At 47.9% G+C, this 18,376-nt stretch carries 14 protein-coding genes; 8 read left to right on the top strand and 6 right to left on the bottom strand.

What is annotated here, in order from left to right; all coding sequences use genetic code 11:
• Positions 1 to 20: 20 nt before the first annotated feature.
• From FTT64_RS00205 to FTT64_RS00180, 6 genes are all read left to right on the top strand, one after another.
• Positions 21 to 1,622: a carboxyl transferase domain-containing protein gene (locus tag FTT64_RS00205; protein WP_005177066.1), complete on the top strand. Its 1,602-nt coding sequence runs from the start codon at positions 21 to 23 to the stop codon at positions 1,620 to 1,622.
• 12 nt (positions 1,623 to 1,634) lie between these two features.
• Entirely contained in the window at positions 1,635 to 2,429 is a 795-nt protein-coding gene (locus tag FTT64_RS00200) for an enoyl-CoA hydratase/isomerase family protein (RefSeq protein WP_152342323.1), read from the top strand.
• Between the two features lie 19 nt (positions 2,430 to 2,448).
• Positions 2,449 to 4,443, top strand: a complete 1,995-nt coding sequence (locus FTT64_RS00195) for an acetyl/propionyl/methylcrotonyl-CoA carboxylase subunit alpha (protein ID WP_180181929.1) — start codon at positions 2,449 to 2,451, stop codon at positions 4,441 to 4,443.
• Positions 4,440 to 5,342, top strand: coding sequence for a hydroxymethylglutaryl-CoA lyase (locus FTT64_RS00190; RefSeq protein WP_168406020.1), 903 nt, complete (start codon positions 4,440 to 4,442; stop codon positions 5,340 to 5,342). The genes FTT64_RS00195 and FTT64_RS00190 overlap by 4 nt, the downstream gene beginning before the upstream one ends.
• A gap of 96 nt (positions 5,343 to 5,438) precedes the next feature.
• On the top strand, positions 5,439 to 6,143 hold the full coding sequence (locus FTT64_RS00185) for a CoA transferase subunit A (protein ID WP_005177058.1): 705 nt from the start codon (positions 5,439 to 5,441) through the stop codon (positions 6,141 to 6,143).
• A 3-nt stretch (positions 6,144 to 6,146) separates the two neighbouring features.
• Positions 6,147 to 6,785 (top strand): CoA transferase subunit B, encoded by a 639-nt coding sequence (locus FTT64_RS00180; protein ID WP_005177056.1) that lies wholly within the window; start codon positions 6,147 to 6,149, stop codon positions 6,783 to 6,785.
• Positions 6,786 to 6,907: 122 nt separating this feature from the next.
• On the opposite strand, the gene FTT64_RS00175 is transcribed toward FTT64_RS00180, so the two are convergent.
• From FTT64_RS00175 to FTT64_RS00160, 4 genes are all read right to left on the bottom strand, one after another.
• On the bottom strand, positions 6,908 to 8,362 hold the full coding sequence (locus tag FTT64_RS00175) for an OmpA family protein (RefSeq protein WP_180181928.1): 1,455 nt from the start codon (positions 8,360 to 8,362) through the stop codon (positions 6,908 to 6,910).
• Between the two features lie 149 nt (positions 8,363 to 8,511).
• Positions 8,512 to 9,747 (bottom strand): dihydroorotase, encoded by a 1,236-nt coding sequence (locus FTT64_RS00170; RefSeq protein ID WP_005177048.1) that lies wholly within the window; start codon positions 9,745 to 9,747, stop codon positions 8,512 to 8,514.
• Between the two features lie 10 nt (positions 9,748 to 9,757).
• The gene (locus tag FTT64_RS00165; RefSeq protein ID WP_152342319.1) at positions 9,758 to 10,774 is read right to left on the bottom strand and encodes an aspartate carbamoyltransferase catalytic subunit; all 1,017 of its coding nucleotides are present in this window, start codon (positions 10,772 to 10,774) and stop codon (positions 9,758 to 9,760) included.
• Between the two features lie 237 nt (positions 10,775 to 11,011).
• Entirely contained in the window at positions 11,012 to 11,353 is a 342-nt protein-coding gene (locus FTT64_RS00160; protein WP_016658379.1) for a hypothetical protein, read from the bottom strand.
• Positions 11,354 to 11,569: 216 nt separating this feature from the next.
• Here FTT64_RS00160 and rlmKL point away from each other — a divergent pair, with 216 nt between their 5' ends.
• Entirely contained in the window at positions 11,570 to 13,774 is a 2,205-nt protein-coding gene (gene rlmKL, locus FTT64_RS00155) for a bifunctional 23S rRNA (guanine(2069)-N(7))-methyltransferase RlmK/23S rRNA (guanine(2445)-N(2))-methyltransferase RlmL (RefSeq protein WP_075174773.1), read from the top strand.
• Positions 13,775 to 14,040: 266 nt separating this feature from the next.
• On the opposite strand, the gene clpB is transcribed toward rlmKL, so the two are convergent.
• Both clpB and FTT64_RS00145 read right to left on the bottom strand, forming a co-directional pair.
• Positions 14,041 to 16,620 (bottom strand): ATP-dependent chaperone ClpB, encoded by a 2,580-nt coding sequence (gene clpB / locus FTT64_RS00150; protein WP_005177034.1) that lies wholly within the window; start codon positions 16,618 to 16,620, stop codon positions 14,041 to 14,043.
• A 324-nt stretch (positions 16,621 to 16,944) separates the two neighbouring features.
• Positions 16,945 to 17,367 carry an OsmC family protein gene (locus FTT64_RS00145; RefSeq protein ID WP_005177032.1) on the bottom strand — a complete coding sequence of 141 codons (423 nt, stop codon included), beginning with the start codon at positions 17,365 to 17,367 and terminating at the stop codon, positions 16,945 to 16,947.
• A gap of 147 nt (positions 17,368 to 17,514) precedes the next feature.
• On the opposite strand from FTT64_RS00145, the gene crp reads away from it, so the two are divergent.
• Positions 17,515 to 18,219 (top strand): cAMP-activated global transcriptional regulator CRP, encoded by a 705-nt coding sequence (crp, locus tag FTT64_RS00140; protein ID WP_005177031.1) that lies wholly within the window; start codon positions 17,515 to 17,517, stop codon positions 18,217 to 18,219.
• Positions 18,220 to 18,376: the final 157 nt, after the last annotated feature.

Below are 18,376 nucleotides of genomic sequence, written 5' to 3'. Positions count from 1 at the left end.
GAATAGACAAGGATGTTGGCATGAATCAATTACAGAGCAAAATCAATATTCGCAGCGAAGAGTTCAAAAACAACCACGCAGCGATGCAAACCCTGGTCGATGACCTGAAACAGAAAGTCCAGAAAATTGCCCTAGGCGGCGGTGAAACTGCACGTCAGAAACATCTGGATCGCGGTAAATTATTACCACGTGAACGGATTGACCATCTGATTGATCCGGGTACGGCTTTTATTGAAATTGGTCAGCTGGCTGCCTATCAGGTGTATCAGGATGATGTGCCTGCTGCCGGTGTCGTGGCCGGTGTCGGTCAGGTCAATGGCGTGACCTGTATGATCATTGCCAATGATGCGACAGTAAAAGGCGGAACGTACTACCCGCTGACCGTGAAAAAGCATTTACGCGCTCAGGAAATTGCCGAGCAGAACCATCTGACCTGTATCTATCTGGTCGATTCTGGCGGTGCCTATTTACCGCTGCAAGATGAAGTGTTCCCAGACCGTGACCACTTCGGCCGTATTTTCTACAATCAGGCGCGTATGTCGAGCATGGGCATTGCCCAGATCGCCGTGGTGATGGGCAGCTGTACAGCCGGCGGTGCTTATGTCCCTGCCATGTCCGATGAAACCATTATTGTGCGGAATCAGGGTACCATCTTCCTGGGTGGTCCGCCTTTGGTGAAAGCTGCCACTGGTGAAGTGGTCAGCAGTGAAGACCTGGGCGGTGGTGATGTACACACGCGTTTATCAGGGGTGGCCGATCATCTGGCAGAAAATGACGAACATGCTTTGGCCATTGCCCGCAACATCGTCGCCAATTTAAATAAAAAACCAAATCCGCAGCCGGAAAATGTCGAAGCACCATTATTCGATGCGTCCGAGCTGTACGGCATTGTCCCGACTGATGCACGTAAACCGTTTGATGTGCGTGAAGTAATTGCCCGTATTGTCGATGGTTCACGTTTTGACGAGTTCAAGGCACGTTTTGGGACCACGCTGGTCACCGGCTTTGCCAAACTGTACGGTATGCCAGTCGGCATTATTGCCAATAACGGAATTCTGTTTTCCGAGTCGGCACAAAAAGGCGCACACTTTATTGAACTGTGTACCCAGCGCAATATTCCCCTGCTCTTCATTCAGAACATCACCGGCTTTATGGTTGGCCGTCAGTATGAAAATGAAGGTATTGCCAAAAATGGTGCCAAACTGGTGATGGCGGTGGCGACAGCCAATGTACCGAAACTGACCCTGGTGATTGGCGGTTCTTTTGGTGCCGGCAACTACGGTATGTGTGGCCGTGCCTATTCACCACGCTTTATGTGGACCTGGCCAAACTCGCGTATTTCGGTGATGGGCGGTGAGCAGGCTTCGAGTGTACTCTCGACCTTAAAACGCGACCAGATTGAAAGCAAAGGCGGCAGCTGGTCAGCGGAAGAAGAAGATCAGTTTAAACAGCCTATTCGTGACCAGTATGAGCGTCAGGGTCATCCATATTATGCTTCTGCGCGTTTATGGGATGATGGTGTTATTGATCCAGCACAATCACGTGAAGTATTGGCGCTCAGTCTGGCGGCGGCATTAAATGCCCCAATCCAGCCAACCAAATTCGGCGTGTTCCGCATGTAAGAGGTGACAAAAATGGATTATCAATTTTTACAACTCGAACAGCAAGATCAGGTGGCCACGGTGTGGATTAACCGTGCCGAACTGCACAATGCCTTTAATACGCAGGTCATTGAAGAATTACACGCCTGCTTTCAGCAACTGAATACCCGCGCTGATGTACGTGTGGTGATTCTGGCCGGTCGTGGCAAGAGCTTCTCTGCCGGTGCCGACCTGAACTGGATGAAACAGGCCGGTCAGGCCTCACAAGCCGACAATGAAGCCGATGCCCTGAAACTGGCCAAAATGCTGCAAAGTCTGGCCACCTTGAAACAGCCGACTATCGCTCGCGTACATGGCATTGCCTTTGGTGGTGGTATGGGTCTGGCCTCGGCCTGTGATATTTGTGTGGCCAGCACCGATGCCAAATTTGCCACCTCTGAGGTACGTTTAGGCCTGGCGCCATCCACCATCAGCCCTTATGTCATTCGTGCCATTGGCGCACGTCAGGCATCACGTTACTTTTTAACTGCTGAACGGATTTCTGCAGCACAGGCACACGCTATTGGTCTGGCACATGAAGTGACCGCACCGGAACAGCTGGACAGCAAAATTGATGAAATTGTGCAGGCCTTATTACTCGGTGGCCCTGAAGCACAGCACGCATCGAAACAGCTCATTCAGATGGTGAACCAGCAAGTCCTGACCGAGGACCTCTTGCTGCAAACCGCACAGCATATTGCCCACGTTCGCCAGGGAGATGAGGCGAAAAACGGCTTAAATGCTTTCCTTAACAAACAAAGCCCGGCCTGGATCAAGACCACGGCATAACAACAAGAAGGATCGTAGGATGTTTGAAAAGATTTTAATTGCCAACCGTGGTGAAATTGCCTGTCGTGTCATTCGTACTGCCCAAAAACTGGGGATTGCAACTGTTGCAGTCTATTCAGATGCAGATGCTCAGGCCCAGCATGTCAAACTGGCCGATGAAGCCGTCTATATTGGTGAATCACCAGCAGCACAAAGCTATTTACAGATTGAACGTATTATTCAGGCAGCAAAAACTACAGGTGCTCAGGCTATTCATCCAGGTTATGGCTTCCTGTCTGAAAATGACCAGTTTGCACTGGCCTGTCAGGACAACAACATTGTCTTTATAGGTCCGCCAGTGGATGCGATCTTAGCAATGGGTCTTAAAGCGACCTCTAAAGCCTTAATGGAACAAGCCGGTGTACCGTTAACCCCAGGCTATCATGGTACCAATCAGGATGCCGATTTCCTGAAACAACAAGCCGATAGTATCGGCTATCCGGTACTGATCAAAGCCAGTGCCGGCGGTGGTGGTAAAGGCATGCGTCTGGTCGAGCGCAGCGAAGACTTTCTGAGTTCACTCGCTTCCTGTAAAAGCGAAGCACGTTCTAGTTTCGGCAATGAAGATGTATTGATTGAACGCTATGTCGTGCAGCCACGCCATATTGAAGTTCAGGTTTTCGGTGATACACATGGCAATTATGTGCATCTGTTTGAACGCGATTGCTCTGTGCAACGTCGTCACCAGAAAGTTCTGGAAGAAGCACCTGCACCTAAAATGCCGGAAGATAAACTGGAAGCCATGCGTCAAGCCGCAATTGATGCCGCGCGTGCCGTGAATTATGTTGGTGCCGGTACGGTCGAGTTTATTGTCGAGCAAGATGGTACTGCCTACTTCATGGAAATGAACACCCGTCTGCAGGTTGAACACCCGGTGACTGAAATGATTACCGGTCAGGATCTGGTCGAGTGGCAATTACGCGTCGCCTTTGGTGAGCCTTTACCAAAACAGCAGCACGAATTGCAGATTCACGGCCATGCTTTAGAAGCACGTGTTTATGCCGAAGAACCTGAAAAAGGCTTTATTCCGGCGATTGGTCAAATCAGCTATCTGCATTATCCAGCACAAAATGAAGCGGTACGTGTCGACAGCGGTATTGTTGAAGGCGATGAAATTAGCACCTACTACGACCCGATGATTGCCAAACTGATTGTCTGGGGCAAAAACCGTGAAGCAGCATTAACGCAAATGCACCATGCTTTAGGTCAGTTCCATGTCGATGGTCTGGGCAACAACATTGCCTTCCTGGATCGTCTGGTACTGTGCGATTCTTTCAAGAATGCCAATTTGGATACTGGCCTGATTCAGCGCGAAGAAGAATTCCTGCTAAAACCGGCCACAGAGCTGAACAGTACGCTAGTGGTCAGCGCGGCCTTCATCGAATTGCTGTCACGTTTGGCCCAGAACCCGAGCGCCAGCAATCCGGTCTGGCAGACCAATGCTTTCTGGCGTTTAAACCTGCAATCGAGGCAGACAATCAAATTACAATGTAATGACAAAACGTTAAATATCCAGTTTGCAGCACAAGAACATGGCTTTGTCGCACAGTATGAGGGTCAGACTTTTGAGCTTGAGGGTCAGTTACTGGATGCGCATACCCTGCAATTCAAGCTGGCCGGCAAACAGCAAAAACTGGCCTTTAGCCAGACTGAACATGGCATTACCCTGTTCCAGAATGGCCAGAGCTATAAATTTACCTATCTGAAACCGGTATTTAACCAGGATGATGAACAAGGTGCTGAAAACAACCTGACTGCGCCAATGCCGGGTGTCATCACTCAGGTACTGGTCGCGGCCAATGACAAAGTCAAAAAAGACGATGTCCTGATGACCCTCGAAGCCATGAAAATCGAATACTCGATTCGTGCACCGCATGATGGCATCGTGGCCAGCTCTTACTTCCAGGCCGGTGATCAGGTCAAAGCTGGCGATGAGCTGGTGGAATTCCAGCCGCTGGCGGAGGAAGTCGCATGAGCGAATTTGTCAAAATTGTTGAAGTTGGGCCACGCGATGGCCTGCAAAATGAAAAAACACCCTTAACCCTGGATGACCGCAGACAGCTGATTCTGGATTTAATGCAAACCGGTTTACAGGCCATTGAAGTTGGTTCCTGTGTATCGGCCAAATGGGTACCGCAAATGGCAGACAGCGATGTGCTGTTTGCCGGCTTGCCCAAAGATCCAAATATTCAGTTCAGCCTGCTCACGCCAAACCTGAAAGGTTTTGAATCTGCGCTGGCGGTGGGCTGTCAGGAAGTTGCGGTCTTTACCGCAGCCTCTGAAAGTTTTACCCGTAAAAATATCAATTGTTCGATTGATGAAAGTTTTGAAAAATTCAGCGATGTAATGCGTGAAGCCAAAGCGCACAACATTCGTGTGCGTGGTTATGTGTCCTGTATGGTCGATTGTCCGTATGAAGGCGCAATTGATCCGCAGCAGGTGGCAAAAGTTTCGCAGCGCCTGCTGGATATGGGCTGCTATGAAGTGTCTTTGGGTGAAACCATTGGCACCGCCACACCCGACCGGGTGAAAAAAGTCTGGGACGCATGTCTAGCTGAACTGGATACGACGGTGCTGGCCGGTCATTTCCATAATACCTATGGCATGGCCATCGCCAATATTTACCAGTCACTGCTGCAAGGTATTCGCGTTTTTGACTCGTCAATTGCCGGTTTAGGCGGCTGTCCTTATGCCAAAGGCGCATCCGGCAATGTCTCAACCGAAGATCTGTATTACCTGCTGTCCAACATGGGCTATGAAACCGGCATTCAGCTGGATGCCTTGATGCAGGCCAGCCGTAACATCAGCAATGTTTTACAGCGCAATAATCCATCCAATTATGCCAATGCCTACTGGCAAAAAGCCTGCGCTTAATAACCGAATAAAACCCGGCTTGAGCAATGCCCTCAAGCCACTCAAGGATGTAACAGCAGCAACCTGCTGAAAAAGGATAAAAAATAGAGGTGACACATGGCAAATAAAGTCTATGACAGCGCACAAGCCGCCTTAAATGGCGTGGTTCAGGATGGCCAGACCCTGGCCGTAGGTGGTTTTGGCCTGTGCGGGATTCCTGAAGCATTAATTGCCGCGCTAAAAGACACCGGTGCCAAACAGCTGACCTGTATTTCCAACAATGCCGGTGTCGATGGTTTTGGTCTGGGGCTGCTGCTTGAAACCAAACAGATTAAAAAAATGATTTCATCCTATGTCGGTGAAAACAAGGAATTTGAACGCCAGTTCCTGAGTGGTGAACTGGAAGTTGAACTGACCCCGCAAGGTACGCTGGCAGAAAAATTACGTGCCGGCGGTGCAGGTATTCCAGCCTTCTTTACCGCCACCGGTGTCGGTACCGTCATCGCGGAAGGCAAAGAAGTGCGCCAGTTTAAAGGTCAGGATTATATCTTAGAAGAATCTTTAACTGCCGATGTTGCCCTGGTCAAAGCCTATAAAGCCGACAAGGCCGGCAACCTGATTTTCCGTAAAACTGCACAAAACTTTAATCCGGTCTGTGCCATGGCGGGCAAAATCACCATTGCCGAAGTCGAAGAAATTGTAGAGATTGGCGCGCTCGATCCAGATGAAATTCATCTGCCGGGGATTTATGTCAACCGCATTGTGTTAAATGCACATCCTGAAAAACGTATTGAACAAATGACTTTAAAGGCGGAGGCTTAAACCATGGCTTGGACGCGTAATCAAATGGCGCAGCGCGCCGCACAAGAACTGGAAGATGGTTTCTATGTCAATTTAGGGATTGGTTTACCAACTTTAGTCGCTAACTATATTCCAGAAAATATCAACGTCTGGCTACAGTCAGAAAACGGCCTGCTCGGGATTGGGGAATTCCCAACTGAAGCCACGGTCGATGCTGACCTGATTAATGCCGGCAAACAGACGGTCACAGCTCGTCAAGGTGCTTCGTTTTTCTCTAGCGCAGACTCTTTTGCCATGATCCGTGGCGGCCATGTCAATATTGCCATTCTGGGGGCCATGGAAGTCTCTGAACAGGGCGATCTGGCCAACTGGATGATTCCGGGCAAAAAAGTCAAAGGTATGGGCGGTGCCATGGACCTGGTCGCAGGTGTGCAAAAAGTGGTGGTGTTGATGGAACACTGCGCCAAAGATGGGACACCTAAAATCGTTTCACAGTGTAGCCTGCCGCTGACCGGTAAAGCCGTGGTTCATCGCGTAATTACCGATTTGGGCGTTCTGGATATTACCCCAACCGGCGTGCAGCTGGTGGAACTGGCACCGGAGGTCAGTTTTGATGAAATCCAGAAAGTCACCGGGGTGCCTTTAATACGTAATGCAGCTTAATGGCTGGTTTTAAAAGCGGGCATCGGATGGTCGTGAATACATCCCCACCGCTACCGCCGCTTTTCAACTAAACCAAAAAGGACGACTTGACGTCGTCCTTTTCTATTTCCTTAACTCAATCCTTACTCTGCTTTTTTCTCGACAATACCTTGGTCATCGACCGCACGTACCACCCCGGTTTCTGTATTTAATACTTCAAACTCAATACGACGGTTCTGGAACTGCCCTTCTGGGGTTGCATTTGGTTCCATCGGCTGTTGCTGGCCATACCCCACGGCCTGTAACTGGGAAGGATCAACCCCGCGTTGTACCAGATAATCACGTACCGCTTCAGCACGGCGTAAGGACAACAGATTATTGGCTTCATTGCTGCCTACTGCATCGGTATGGCCTTTAATGGTCAAATGTACATGCGGCGCACGCTGGATTAAGGCCGCAGCCTGATCCAGAATTGGCTGATTGGCTTCCGGTACAGTCGAAGATGCCGACTCAAAATGAATCGCCTCCAGATTTAAGGCTGTGGCGACATCCAGCGCCTGAATATTATCCGGGTTAATCACGGCCAAGGCTTGTGCTGCGGTCGTGGTCGCTGGTGTGGCGGTCTGTACATCGAGATCCTGCTGCACCGTAATGGTCATATTCTTGGCCAAAGGACGCAGCTGATTGGCCACACGCTGCGCATCTGCCGGATTGGTGGACTGAATCGCAATCTGCTCACCCATCCAGGTCATATTGGTATTCGGCACATCTTTCAGGATTTTCAGTGCCGTTGGAATCACATCCTGATCAATAAATTCACTATGATAATTACTGGCGCTATTCACCCCACAACCTGTCGGATGGTTAAAAATCCGTTTAACTTCTGTTTGCAGAATGTCGGTATAAGCCGGATTGTTCAGATACAACTGACAGGTGACCAGATCGCCATTGGAACCGGTATTGACCTGCAAATAGGCCGGTTCCGTCGCTGCTGCCTGGGTAACAGGCACCTCTTCTTCATTACGGTCAGAACAGGCTTTAAATAAAAAGGCCAGTAACAATGCCAGAATAATAAAAATCAGAATCGGTACCCACGGCGAGCGCTTCTGCTCTGGCACCTCTTCATATAACTCAGGCGCCTGATGAATAGTCTGCCCGGCAGTGGTATTGACACCTAAACCGGCCAGCAGCGCAGCGGCCCATTCCGGCAAAGCAGCCTGAATGTCCGGCATATGCTGATCAAGCAAATGCACAATCGCCTCAGGATCGGTCGAGCCGGCCTCACTTTCTAAAAAACCTAAGGTTGGTACGATGGCCCGGTTTAGGGTGGATTCAATTTCATCTGCCGGCGCCTGACCGCGGCTAAATTCCAGAAACTGCTGTTTCAGGTTCAGGTTGGTACCAAAAATTTCAGCCAGCCGCGGATTAAGCTGATTTCTCAGGCTGTCAATGAGGGATGGCCGGTGTCTTAACACCGATAAAAATACCGGATAAAAATCATTTAAGGCACGGTTTTTCTCAATGAGGTAATCCGTTTCCCCGTCTAGCACAATGGATGACACGCTATTTTTCAATAATTCTATCAATCTGGTTTGCATGATATGGCCTCATTTTTGTCATTGTTCTACTCGCATTTTTTAGTGTATCTGGTCATTTTTTAGACGTTGTAAATAATTGTATTTTTCTTTATGTACTTAAATTAAAACATAAAAAAAGCCAGCAAATGCTGGCTCTTGAACAGGCGAATTTAGGCCAGGAAAGTCTGAATTACCTTGCCTTTCACGGTTTGCTGAATCAGTGGCGTGTTCTTGCCTTGGGACAGAATGCTGTCTTTGTCCAGCGTCCACTCCAGTTCAGGATCAATCAGAATCCAGCCGGCTTCCTGCATCCAGCGATCTGCCATTTGCGCAACCGTCGCCGGTGCCAGTGTCACGGTATGCACCCATTCCAATGGACTGAACAGACCTTCCTCAACCAGTTGCACACCCAAGGGCACAAAGGTATCAAAAGCGGTAAAGCCCGGTAAGGTTTCAGCAAACGGTGCCATTTTGGCCGAACTGCTTAAGGGTTCATGATGGGTACAGATCGCATCAATTACGCCATCTTTTAAGCCCTGACGCAGCAATTCTTTGTCTTTTTCAGCACGTAGCGGTGGACGCACATGCGCCAGCGAGTTAAAGCCATCAATCACCTGATCGGTTAAATGCAGCTGATGCATCGCCACATCACAGGTTACTGGCAGGCCTTTTTCTTTGGCAATTTTAATCAGCTCGACCGAAGCGCCACAGGACAGTAAACCGAAATGCGCACGGACTTTGGTCGCTTCAATCATCAACAGGTATTTGGCAATGGCTACGGTTTCGGCCAGCGCCGGAATCATAGGCAAGCCCTGACGTGAAGCAATAAAGCCTTCATGCACACAGCCATCTTTGGCAATTTGCGGTTCTTCAGCATAGAACACCACGGTCAGGTCCAGACCGGCTGCATATTCCAGCGTGCGAATCACGACATCATCATCAGCAAAGGATGCATTGGCATTGGAAACTGCAGTACAGCCGCCCTTTTTCAGACCGGCCATATTGGCAGGCTGTTTGCCTTGCAAGCCTTGGGTTTGTGCGCCAATCACCTGTAAATAAATACCACCATCCAGCATGGCTTTTTCGACCAGACCGTGAATCAAAGCACCATTGTCCTGCACAATCGGCTTGGAATCTGGTGGGGTAAACACGTGCAGAATACCGTTTTCACGTGCCGCCTTGCCTTCTGATTTTAAAGTACCATGCTGCTGCTGACCCGGTTCACGCATCCGCGCGCACAGATCAACCATGGTTGGCATCAGCCATTTGCCTTGTCCATCAATGGTTTCAGTCACATCTGCTGTTTCTGCAACCAGCTTGCCATTTTCCAGATATACCGTTTGCACGCGATCAGTCTTTTGCATTGGATCAAGAACGCGGACATTTTCAATTTTTACAATACGCATGACTGATTCCTTATACCGCAATCGCTTCAATTAAACCTTGTTCCTGCAGTTGACCCTGCATCGCCAGTGCCAGCACAGCCATACGCACCGCAATACCATTGGTCACCTGATTTAAAATCACCGATTGCGGACCATCGGCAATGCTGGAATCAATTTCCACACCCCGGTTCATCGGTCCCGGGTGCATCACGATACAATCCGGTTTGGCCAGCGCCAGACGCTCTTTGTTCAGGCCATACATTTTGTAGAATTCTGCCGGTGAGGACAGCGCCGGTGAATCAATCCGTTCATTCTGGATACGCAAGGTAATAATCACATCACAGTCACGGATGCCATCTTCCATTTTATTAAACAGGCGTACATCGGCTCCGTATTCTCCAAAACCAAATGGCAGCAAGGTATTGGGTGCAATCACGCGAATATCTTTACAACCTAAAGTTTGTAACGCCGCCACATCAGAACGTGCCACGCGCGAATGTTTAATATCGCCAATAATGGCAATGCTCATGTCAGCAAAGTCTTTTTTGGTTTCACGGCGAATGGTCAGCATATCCAGCATCGCTTGAGTCGGATGGGCATGACGGCCATCTCCGGCATTAATAATTGCGATATTTGGACAGACATCCTTGGCAATAAAATGCGCTGCACCTGAAGAGGAATGACGCACCACAAAAATATCGGCGGCCATGGCTTCTAAATTCCACAGCGTATCGCGCAGGGTTTCGCCTTTAGAGGTACTGGAACGGGCAATGTCAATGTTAAGCACGTTGGCCGAAAGACGTTTGGCTGCAGCTTCAAAGGTGGTGCGGGTACGGGTTGAATTCTCAAAAAACAGGTTCATAACTGTACGACCTTCCAGCAGGTTGTTGGTGATGAGCTGATTTTGGTCATTAAAAAAGGACTGCGCGGTGTCCAAAATTTTGGTGAGGGTTTGTTTGGAAAGCCCTTCGATGGTGATGAAATGTTTTAGATTTCCATCTTTATTGAGTTGAATCTGGCTCGGAGTATGCAATGCCGCCAAGTGCATGAGAGATTCCTTATACGTTAAGTCAACGTATTATACAGAGATTCCCCTAAGATGGCGCTGAAGATTTCAACATTTAAAGCCCTTTTCCTGCCAGTGAATCAAGTTTTCTTCAATCATTACCATAAATTCAACAGGATAATTCAACCGGTTTTGATCAATATTGCTTAGGCTATTTTTGCAGATAGATAAAAAAAAGCCCTCAGAATCGAGAGCTTGTTGATGCGGATGATGGCGGTTTTAACGCAAGGCGCCAATATAATGATGCGACACCTGTGCCCGGTAAATTTCCTCCTCGGTAATTTCTGGTTCAACCTGCTCGTCGATGACCTCATCTAACGGGTTCAGCAACGGTGCATTTAAATCCAGTAGCCTGGTCAGCCGTTCGGCATAACGGCTTAATTCAGCATCTCCCGTGGCTAAGGCCAGCTCAATCACATCTTTGGCATAGCCCGGATGATCGACCAGATACAAGGCATCAATTACCCTGCCGCTGACCCGGCGTAAACGTGTATACAATAAGGTGGCCACTGAAAAGGCTTCATTGTGGGCAATTAACTGATCACTGCTTTCGACTCGCATATTTTCCCCGTTCTCCAATTTTAAAATTAAGGTCATTTTTCGTTATCATTATTTATTGTGCAAAATATATACCAACCGTTGGGAGGCATAGAAAATGGATCAAATTTAAGTGGGTTTTAGTACAAATAAATCTTGTATATCTTCAGCACAACATCCGCCCAAAGCCGTGAAAATACGTTAAAATATTAGATTGCTTTGTTGCTTTTGGAAATTTACATGCATTCGAAACCGCGTCTTTCTACATACTGGGTCACCTGTGCAGATGGACTTGAAACCTTGCTTCAAGAGGAATTAGAAGGTTTAGGGGTTCAAAATATTGAACGTTTACCGGGTCGTTTAATTTTCAAAGGCAGCTTGGAACAGGCGTATCGCATTTGTATGTGGTCACGTTTGGCTTCCCGTGTCTTAATGCCAATTCACACTTATGAGCTGGAACGCCATCACGACGCACGTGATGTAGCTGAAGAGCTTTATGAAGGTGCAATCAGCTTCGACTGGTCACTGATTTTTGCACCACAAAGCACCTTTGCCATTCGCCTGCATGTGGAACGCGAAATCAAGGTCAATACCCAGTTTGCCACCTTACGCGCCAAAGATGGTGTGGTCGATTCCTTTATGGAAGCGGTAGGCCGCCGTCCAAGTATCGACACCAAGCAACCGGAAATTACCCTCTATATTCTGGCCGGCAAAACCGAGCATACCTATTGCCTCGACTTGTCCGGTGATTCGCTGCATAAACGTGGCTACCGCCGCTTTATGACCGATGCGCCAATTAAAGAAAACCTGGCCGCGGCAATTTTGCAAAAAGCCAAACTCAAAGAAAAAAATCCGGACATTATTCTGGACCCGATGTGTGGTTCAGGCACCTTTATTATTGAATCCCTGCTGATTTTAACCGACCGTGCGCCAGGTCTGGTACGCCGTTTTGGCTTTAATGGCTGGAATGGCCATGACCATGAACTGTGGATGTCATTAAAGGCAGAAGCGGCTGAGCGTCATCAACAGGCGCTGGAACAGCCACTGCCAAAATTCTATGCTTTTGATGCCGACTGGGAAGCAGTCAAAGCCACCAAGCAGAATATTATTGCTGCCGGTTTTGAACGTCTGCTCGATCATATCCAGATTGAAGAACGCACCTTGTCAGACTGGCCAGATTTTCAGGCCGAAGGCAAAACTGCCTTTGTGGTGACCAACCCGCCGTATGGTGAGCGTCTGGGTGATAAAGCCTCGAACCGTGCCTTATATTTAGGTCTGTCAGCCCTGCTACAAAAACATTTCCCGAACCAGTCTGCTGCTGTCATTGCAGCTCAGGTGGAACAGGCCGATGTGCTGGCATTTAATGAGCCGCAAACCTTGCGTTTAATGAATGGTAAGCTGCCAATTTACATTCGCTTTGGTACGGTCAAACCATCAGCCGTGGTAAAACCGTTCCTGGCCGACTGGCAGCCACAGCAGTTTGAACCAATTGAAGGTGCCGAAGACTTTACTAACCGTCTGCAAAAGAACATGCAGGCTTTAAAGAAATGGGCGGTTAAAGAAAACGTTTACTGCCTGCGCTTGTATGATGCCGATTTACCAGACTTTAATGTCGCGGTAGATTTATATGGTGATCGTCTGCATGTGCAGGAATATGCACCACCGAAAAAAATTGATCCGGAAAAAGCCAAAAAACGTTTTAACCTGGCGCTACAAGCGATTCGTGCCGTGACCGGTTTAGGCCGTGATGCTGTGTTTATTAAAACCCGTGCCCGTCAGGAAGGTAAAAACCAGTACACCAAACAAAGTACCGCATCGAAACGCTTTATTGTGCAGGAAGGTCAAGCCAAAATTCTGGTTAACCTGACTGACTATCTGGATACCGGTTTATTCCTGGACCATCGCCAGATTCGTTTACGTATTGCCAAAGAAGCCAAAGGCAAGCATTTCCTCAATCTGTACAGCTATACATCGACGGCGAGTTTGCATGCTGCTTTAGGCGGTGCGGCCAGTACCACCAGTGTGGACTTGTCCAACACCTATTTAAACTGGTCCAAAGAAAACTTTGTCTTAAACGGCTTAACCGTCGACCATGCCGATGAACAACACCAGTTCTTTGCCAGCGACTGTTTTGAGTGGCTAAAAGAAGGACATGAACAATATGACCTGATCTTTATTGATCCACCAACCTTCTCCAACTCGAAGAAATTCTACGGCACTTTTGATGTACAACGTGACCATGTCTCGCTAATTAAACGCGCCATGAACCGTTTAACCACCGAAGGTACCCTGTACTTCTCGAATAACTATCGCGGTTTTGAAATGGATGAAACCTTACCAGCACTGTTTGATATCCAGGAAATCAGCCATGAAACCATTGGCCCGGATTTCAAGCGCAACCAGAAGATTCACCGCGCCTGGAAAATCCAGCATCCACAAATCTAAAATATGATTGGCAAGGACGGCGAATGGTAAAGGATGATTTAATCCTTTTCTATTCGCAATTTATTCGATCAGCGATAAAAAAGCCTGCTACCCCATAGCAGGCTTTTTTACATCGGAAACTTTACGCTGTTATTCATCATCCAGCGTGGACTTACTTTGTAGAGTGAATCACGACATCTGCCCGGCTTTTTGCTGCAAATACCTTCATAAAAAACCCGGCCGAAGCCAGGTCTTTGATTAAACAGTTTAGATGAACCGTGTGCGGATTAGTTCAGTTTCAGCTTCTGGAAATCCAGTTGGCCTGCATCTGCCGTAATCACAATGGTATCTCCCGGCTGGAAGTCACCGGCCAGAATTTTCTGCGCCAGATTATTTTCTACCTGTTGCTGGATGGCACGTTTTAATGGACGCGCACCGTAAACTGGGTCAAAACCGGCTTCAATCAGCTGGTCAAAGGCAGAATCATCTACCGTTAACTTGATATCGCGGTCGGCCAGACGGGCACGTAAACGGTCCAGCTGGATATCGGCAATACCACGAATCTGCGCTTTTTCCAGGGCATGGAATACTACCAGCTCATCAATACGGTTGATAAACTCCGGACGGAAATGCTCAGACACGGCCGCCATCACCACATTGCGTACATCATCACGGCTTGGATTATCGCCCAGTTCACGCACATCGCTTGAACCCAGGTTCGAGGTCATTACAATCACGGTGTTTTTAAAGTCCACCACACGGCCCTGCGAGTCGGTCAAGCGACCATCATCCAGCACCTGCAGCAAGATGTTAAATACATCCGGATGGGCTTTCTCCACCTCATCAAACAGCACCACGCTATATGGTTTACGGCGTACGGCTTCGGTTAATACCCCGCCTTCTTCATAGCCGACATAGCCCGGAGGCGCACCGACCAGACGACTGACTGAATGTTTTTCCATAAATTCGGACATATCAATCCGGATCATGGCGTCATCGCTGTCAAACAGGAAATTGGCCAAGGCTTTGGTTAACTCGGTCTTACCGACACCGGTTGGACCCAGGAACAGGAAAGAACCACTTGGACGGTTCGGATCCGACAACCCGGCACGTGAACGGCGCACCGCATTGGATACCGCAATCACCGCTTCATCCTGCCCTACCACACGCTGATGCAGGAAGCTTTCCATTTGCAGCAGTTTTTCACGCTCGCCTTGCAGCATTTTCGCAACCGGAATACCGGTGGCTGCGCTGACCACTTCCGCAATTTCGTTATCGGTGACTTTATTGCGCAATAACTTCGGTTCTTCTTTCTCTTCCACCAGCTCATCTTGGGCCAGCTGTTTTTCCAGTTCCGGAATCACGCCATATTGCAGACGCGACATCTCGCCCAGATCATTTTCACGCTGTGCTTTTTGCAAGGCAATACGCGCCTGATCCAGCTGCGCCTGAATCTGCTTAGTGCCTTCGACCAGAGTTTTTTCAGACTTCCACACTTCTTCCAGATCGTTATAGTCTTTTTGGACGTCTTCGATCTGTTTTTCCAGATGACTGACTTCTGCACGGCTGCCGGCATCTTCATCTTTTTTCACAGCTTCAAGTTGCAGCTTTAACTGAATCAGACGGCGTTCCAGCTTATCCAGCGCTTCCGGTTTAGAGTCCAGCTCCATCTTGATGCGCGATGCTGCTTCATCAATCAGGTCAATGGCTTTATCGGGCAACTGACGGTCAGTGATATAACGATGTGACATTTTCGCTGCAGCAATAATCGCCGAGTCGAGAATTTTCACCCCGTGGTGGACTTCATAACGCTCTTTCAGACCACGTAAAATGGCAATGGTGTCTTCGACACTTGGCTCATCGACCAGCACTTTCTGGAAACGGCGCTCAAGGGCGGCATCTTTTTCAATGTACTGACGATATTCATCGAGCGTGGTTGCCCCCACGCAGCGTAATTCACCGCGTGCCAGCGCCGGTTTCAGCATGTTGCCGGCATCCATCGCGCCATCACCTTTACCTGCGCCAACCAGGGTATGCAACTCATCAATAAACAGGATGATTTCGCCTTCATGCTTGGCCAGATCTTTCAGGACCGCTTTTAAACGCTCCTCAAACTCGCCGCGATATTTGGCACCGGCCAGCAATGAACCCAGGTCCAGCGATAACACGCGTTTGCCTTTTAAGCTTTCTGGCACTTCACCATTCACAATACGCTGTGCCAGACCTTCTACAATTGCGGTTTTACCGACCCCAGGCTCACCAATCAGTACCGGGTTATTTTTGGTCCGACGTGACAAGACCTGTACGGTACGGCGGATTTCATCATCACGACCAATCACCGGATCGAGCTTGCCAGCCAGCGCACGTTCGGTTAAATCTACAGTGTATTTATTGAGTGAATCACGTTGATCTTCATGATTATTACTCATCACTTTTTCATCACCTCGAATTTTTAAAATCACCTGACGCAGACTGTCTGCGCTGACACCGATACTGTTCAATAAGCTTTTAGTGGCCCCAACTTCGCTCAGGCCCAGTAATACCCAGTCGGTAGACAGGAATTCATCGCCCGCTTTCTGGGCATAGCTATCGGCCAAGTTTAAGGCTTTAACCGCTTCCGGACTTAAATTAATGTCGCCAGTCGGATTGGCTAGCGTTGGCGCATCATTCAGTGCCTGCTGCAACTTGCTCTGCAAATCACGCAACTGGGCACCGGCCTGCTGTAACAAGCTGACATTGGATGCTTCTTCTAACAGAGTGGCCAAGACATGAATGCCGTCAATGGCGGTATGGTCTTTGCCCATCGCCAGCGATTGCGCATCGGAGAGAGCTTGCTGTAAGCGATTTGTAAATTTTTCAAAACGCATTCTTGTTATTCCTCACAACAATTTTTTTACTTGAAACATATATGGGAGTACTTTTGGCAATTTCAAATGATTTTTCATATATTTTTCAAATTGTTATTTTAATGCAACAGATATAACTCAATTATAATATTGGTCTGTGACCGGCCAATTTCAAGTCAGCATCAGGATTATTTTTATACAGTAATGCAGCTGCGACCTATGTAACAGGAAACACATATTTTGAGAGCTCTGCCCATTGCGGCCAATTTTTTGCGAGATCTAAAACCATGGAAAAATAAAAAAGCCGGTAATTAACCGACTTTTTACATGACTTTATAGTCATGATTATTCTGCTTCGATAATCTCGAAATCGTGGCTAATTTCAACACCACCATCTGACAGCATTTTGCTGGCTGAACAGTATTTTTCTGCGGATAATTCAACTGCCTTGGCGACCTGCTTTTCCTTGACTGCCTTGCCTGTCACCACAAAATGCAGATGAATTTTGGTGAACACCGCCGGAATCGAATCGGCACGTTCTGCTTTCAGCTGACAAACCACACCAGTCACATCCTGACGTGATTTCTTTAAAATGGTCACAATATCAAACGATGCACAACCACCAAGTCCCATTAAAATGAGCTCCATGGGACGTGGTCCACGGTTTTCTCCACCATACTCGGCAGAACCATCCATCACCACGCTATGGCCACTTTCCGATTTTGCTTCAAAAGCAACATTCTCTAGCCAATGAACACTCGTTTGCATTGCAAGTCCTTCAAAAAAACTATAAATTTACAAGGTGCCTGTACACTAACATAATTTGAGTTGATAAGGAATTTCATCTCTACTGTGTGACAAGTTCATACTAGGTCTTGTGCGATCTATTATTTATCCATTTTCGGAACCTTTAGCATGACTTCAAACTTTTCACAATTAAGCACCGATGCCCTGTCTCCTGGTCAATTACCAGATTCAGTCAAGGCATTATTAAAACGTGCATATATCAACCGTTATCCGAAACGGACCACAATTGTTGATGCGGGGTCTGAATCAAAATCACTTTATTTGATTCTGAAAGGATCTGTTTCCATCATTCTGCGTGAAGATGATGATCGCGAAATTGTTGTGGCGTATTTGAATCCGGGTGACTTCTTTGGGGAAATGGGTCTATTCGAAGCAAATCCACAACGTACTGCAGAAGTACGCACACGTGACGTTTGTGAAATTGCCGAAGTGACTTATGAAAACTTCCACGAGCTCAGCAAGCAATATCCAGATTTAAGCTATGCGGTATTTGCCCAACTGGTGCGCCGTTTAAAAAATACCACGCGTAAAGTGACCGATCTGGCCTTCATTGATGTTTCAGGCCGTATTGCGCGTTGTCTGATTGACCTGTCTGCGCAGCCTGAAGCCATGATTTTGCCAAATGGCCGTCAAATCCGCATTACCCGTCAGGAAATTGGCCGCATTGTTGGCTGTTCACGTGAAATGGTCGGCCGTGTTCTGAAAACCCTGGAAGAACAAGGCATGATCGAAACTGATGGTAAAGCCATTCTGATTTTTGATGCCTCTTTAGAGCAAAATGATGCAGCAGATGAACAGTTTGATGATGAATAAGTCTTAAACTGCAGCATGCTTAAGGCAAATCTTCGGATTTGCCTTTTTTATGCCTGTTCGCTATGTGAAAAATATTTACAAACTAACCTAAAATATTGATTTAACAGTCTGCCTGCGATGGTTTAGCCTAGTCCCTATTCGCTTGATGATATTTTGA

This window comes from Acinetobacter sp. Q186-3 (assembly GCF_013420655.1).
Lineage (GTDB): Bacteria > Pseudomonadota > Gammaproteobacteria > Pseudomonadales > Moraxellaceae > Acinetobacter > Acinetobacter indicus.
This window is presented reverse-complemented; position numbering and strand designations above follow the sequence as displayed.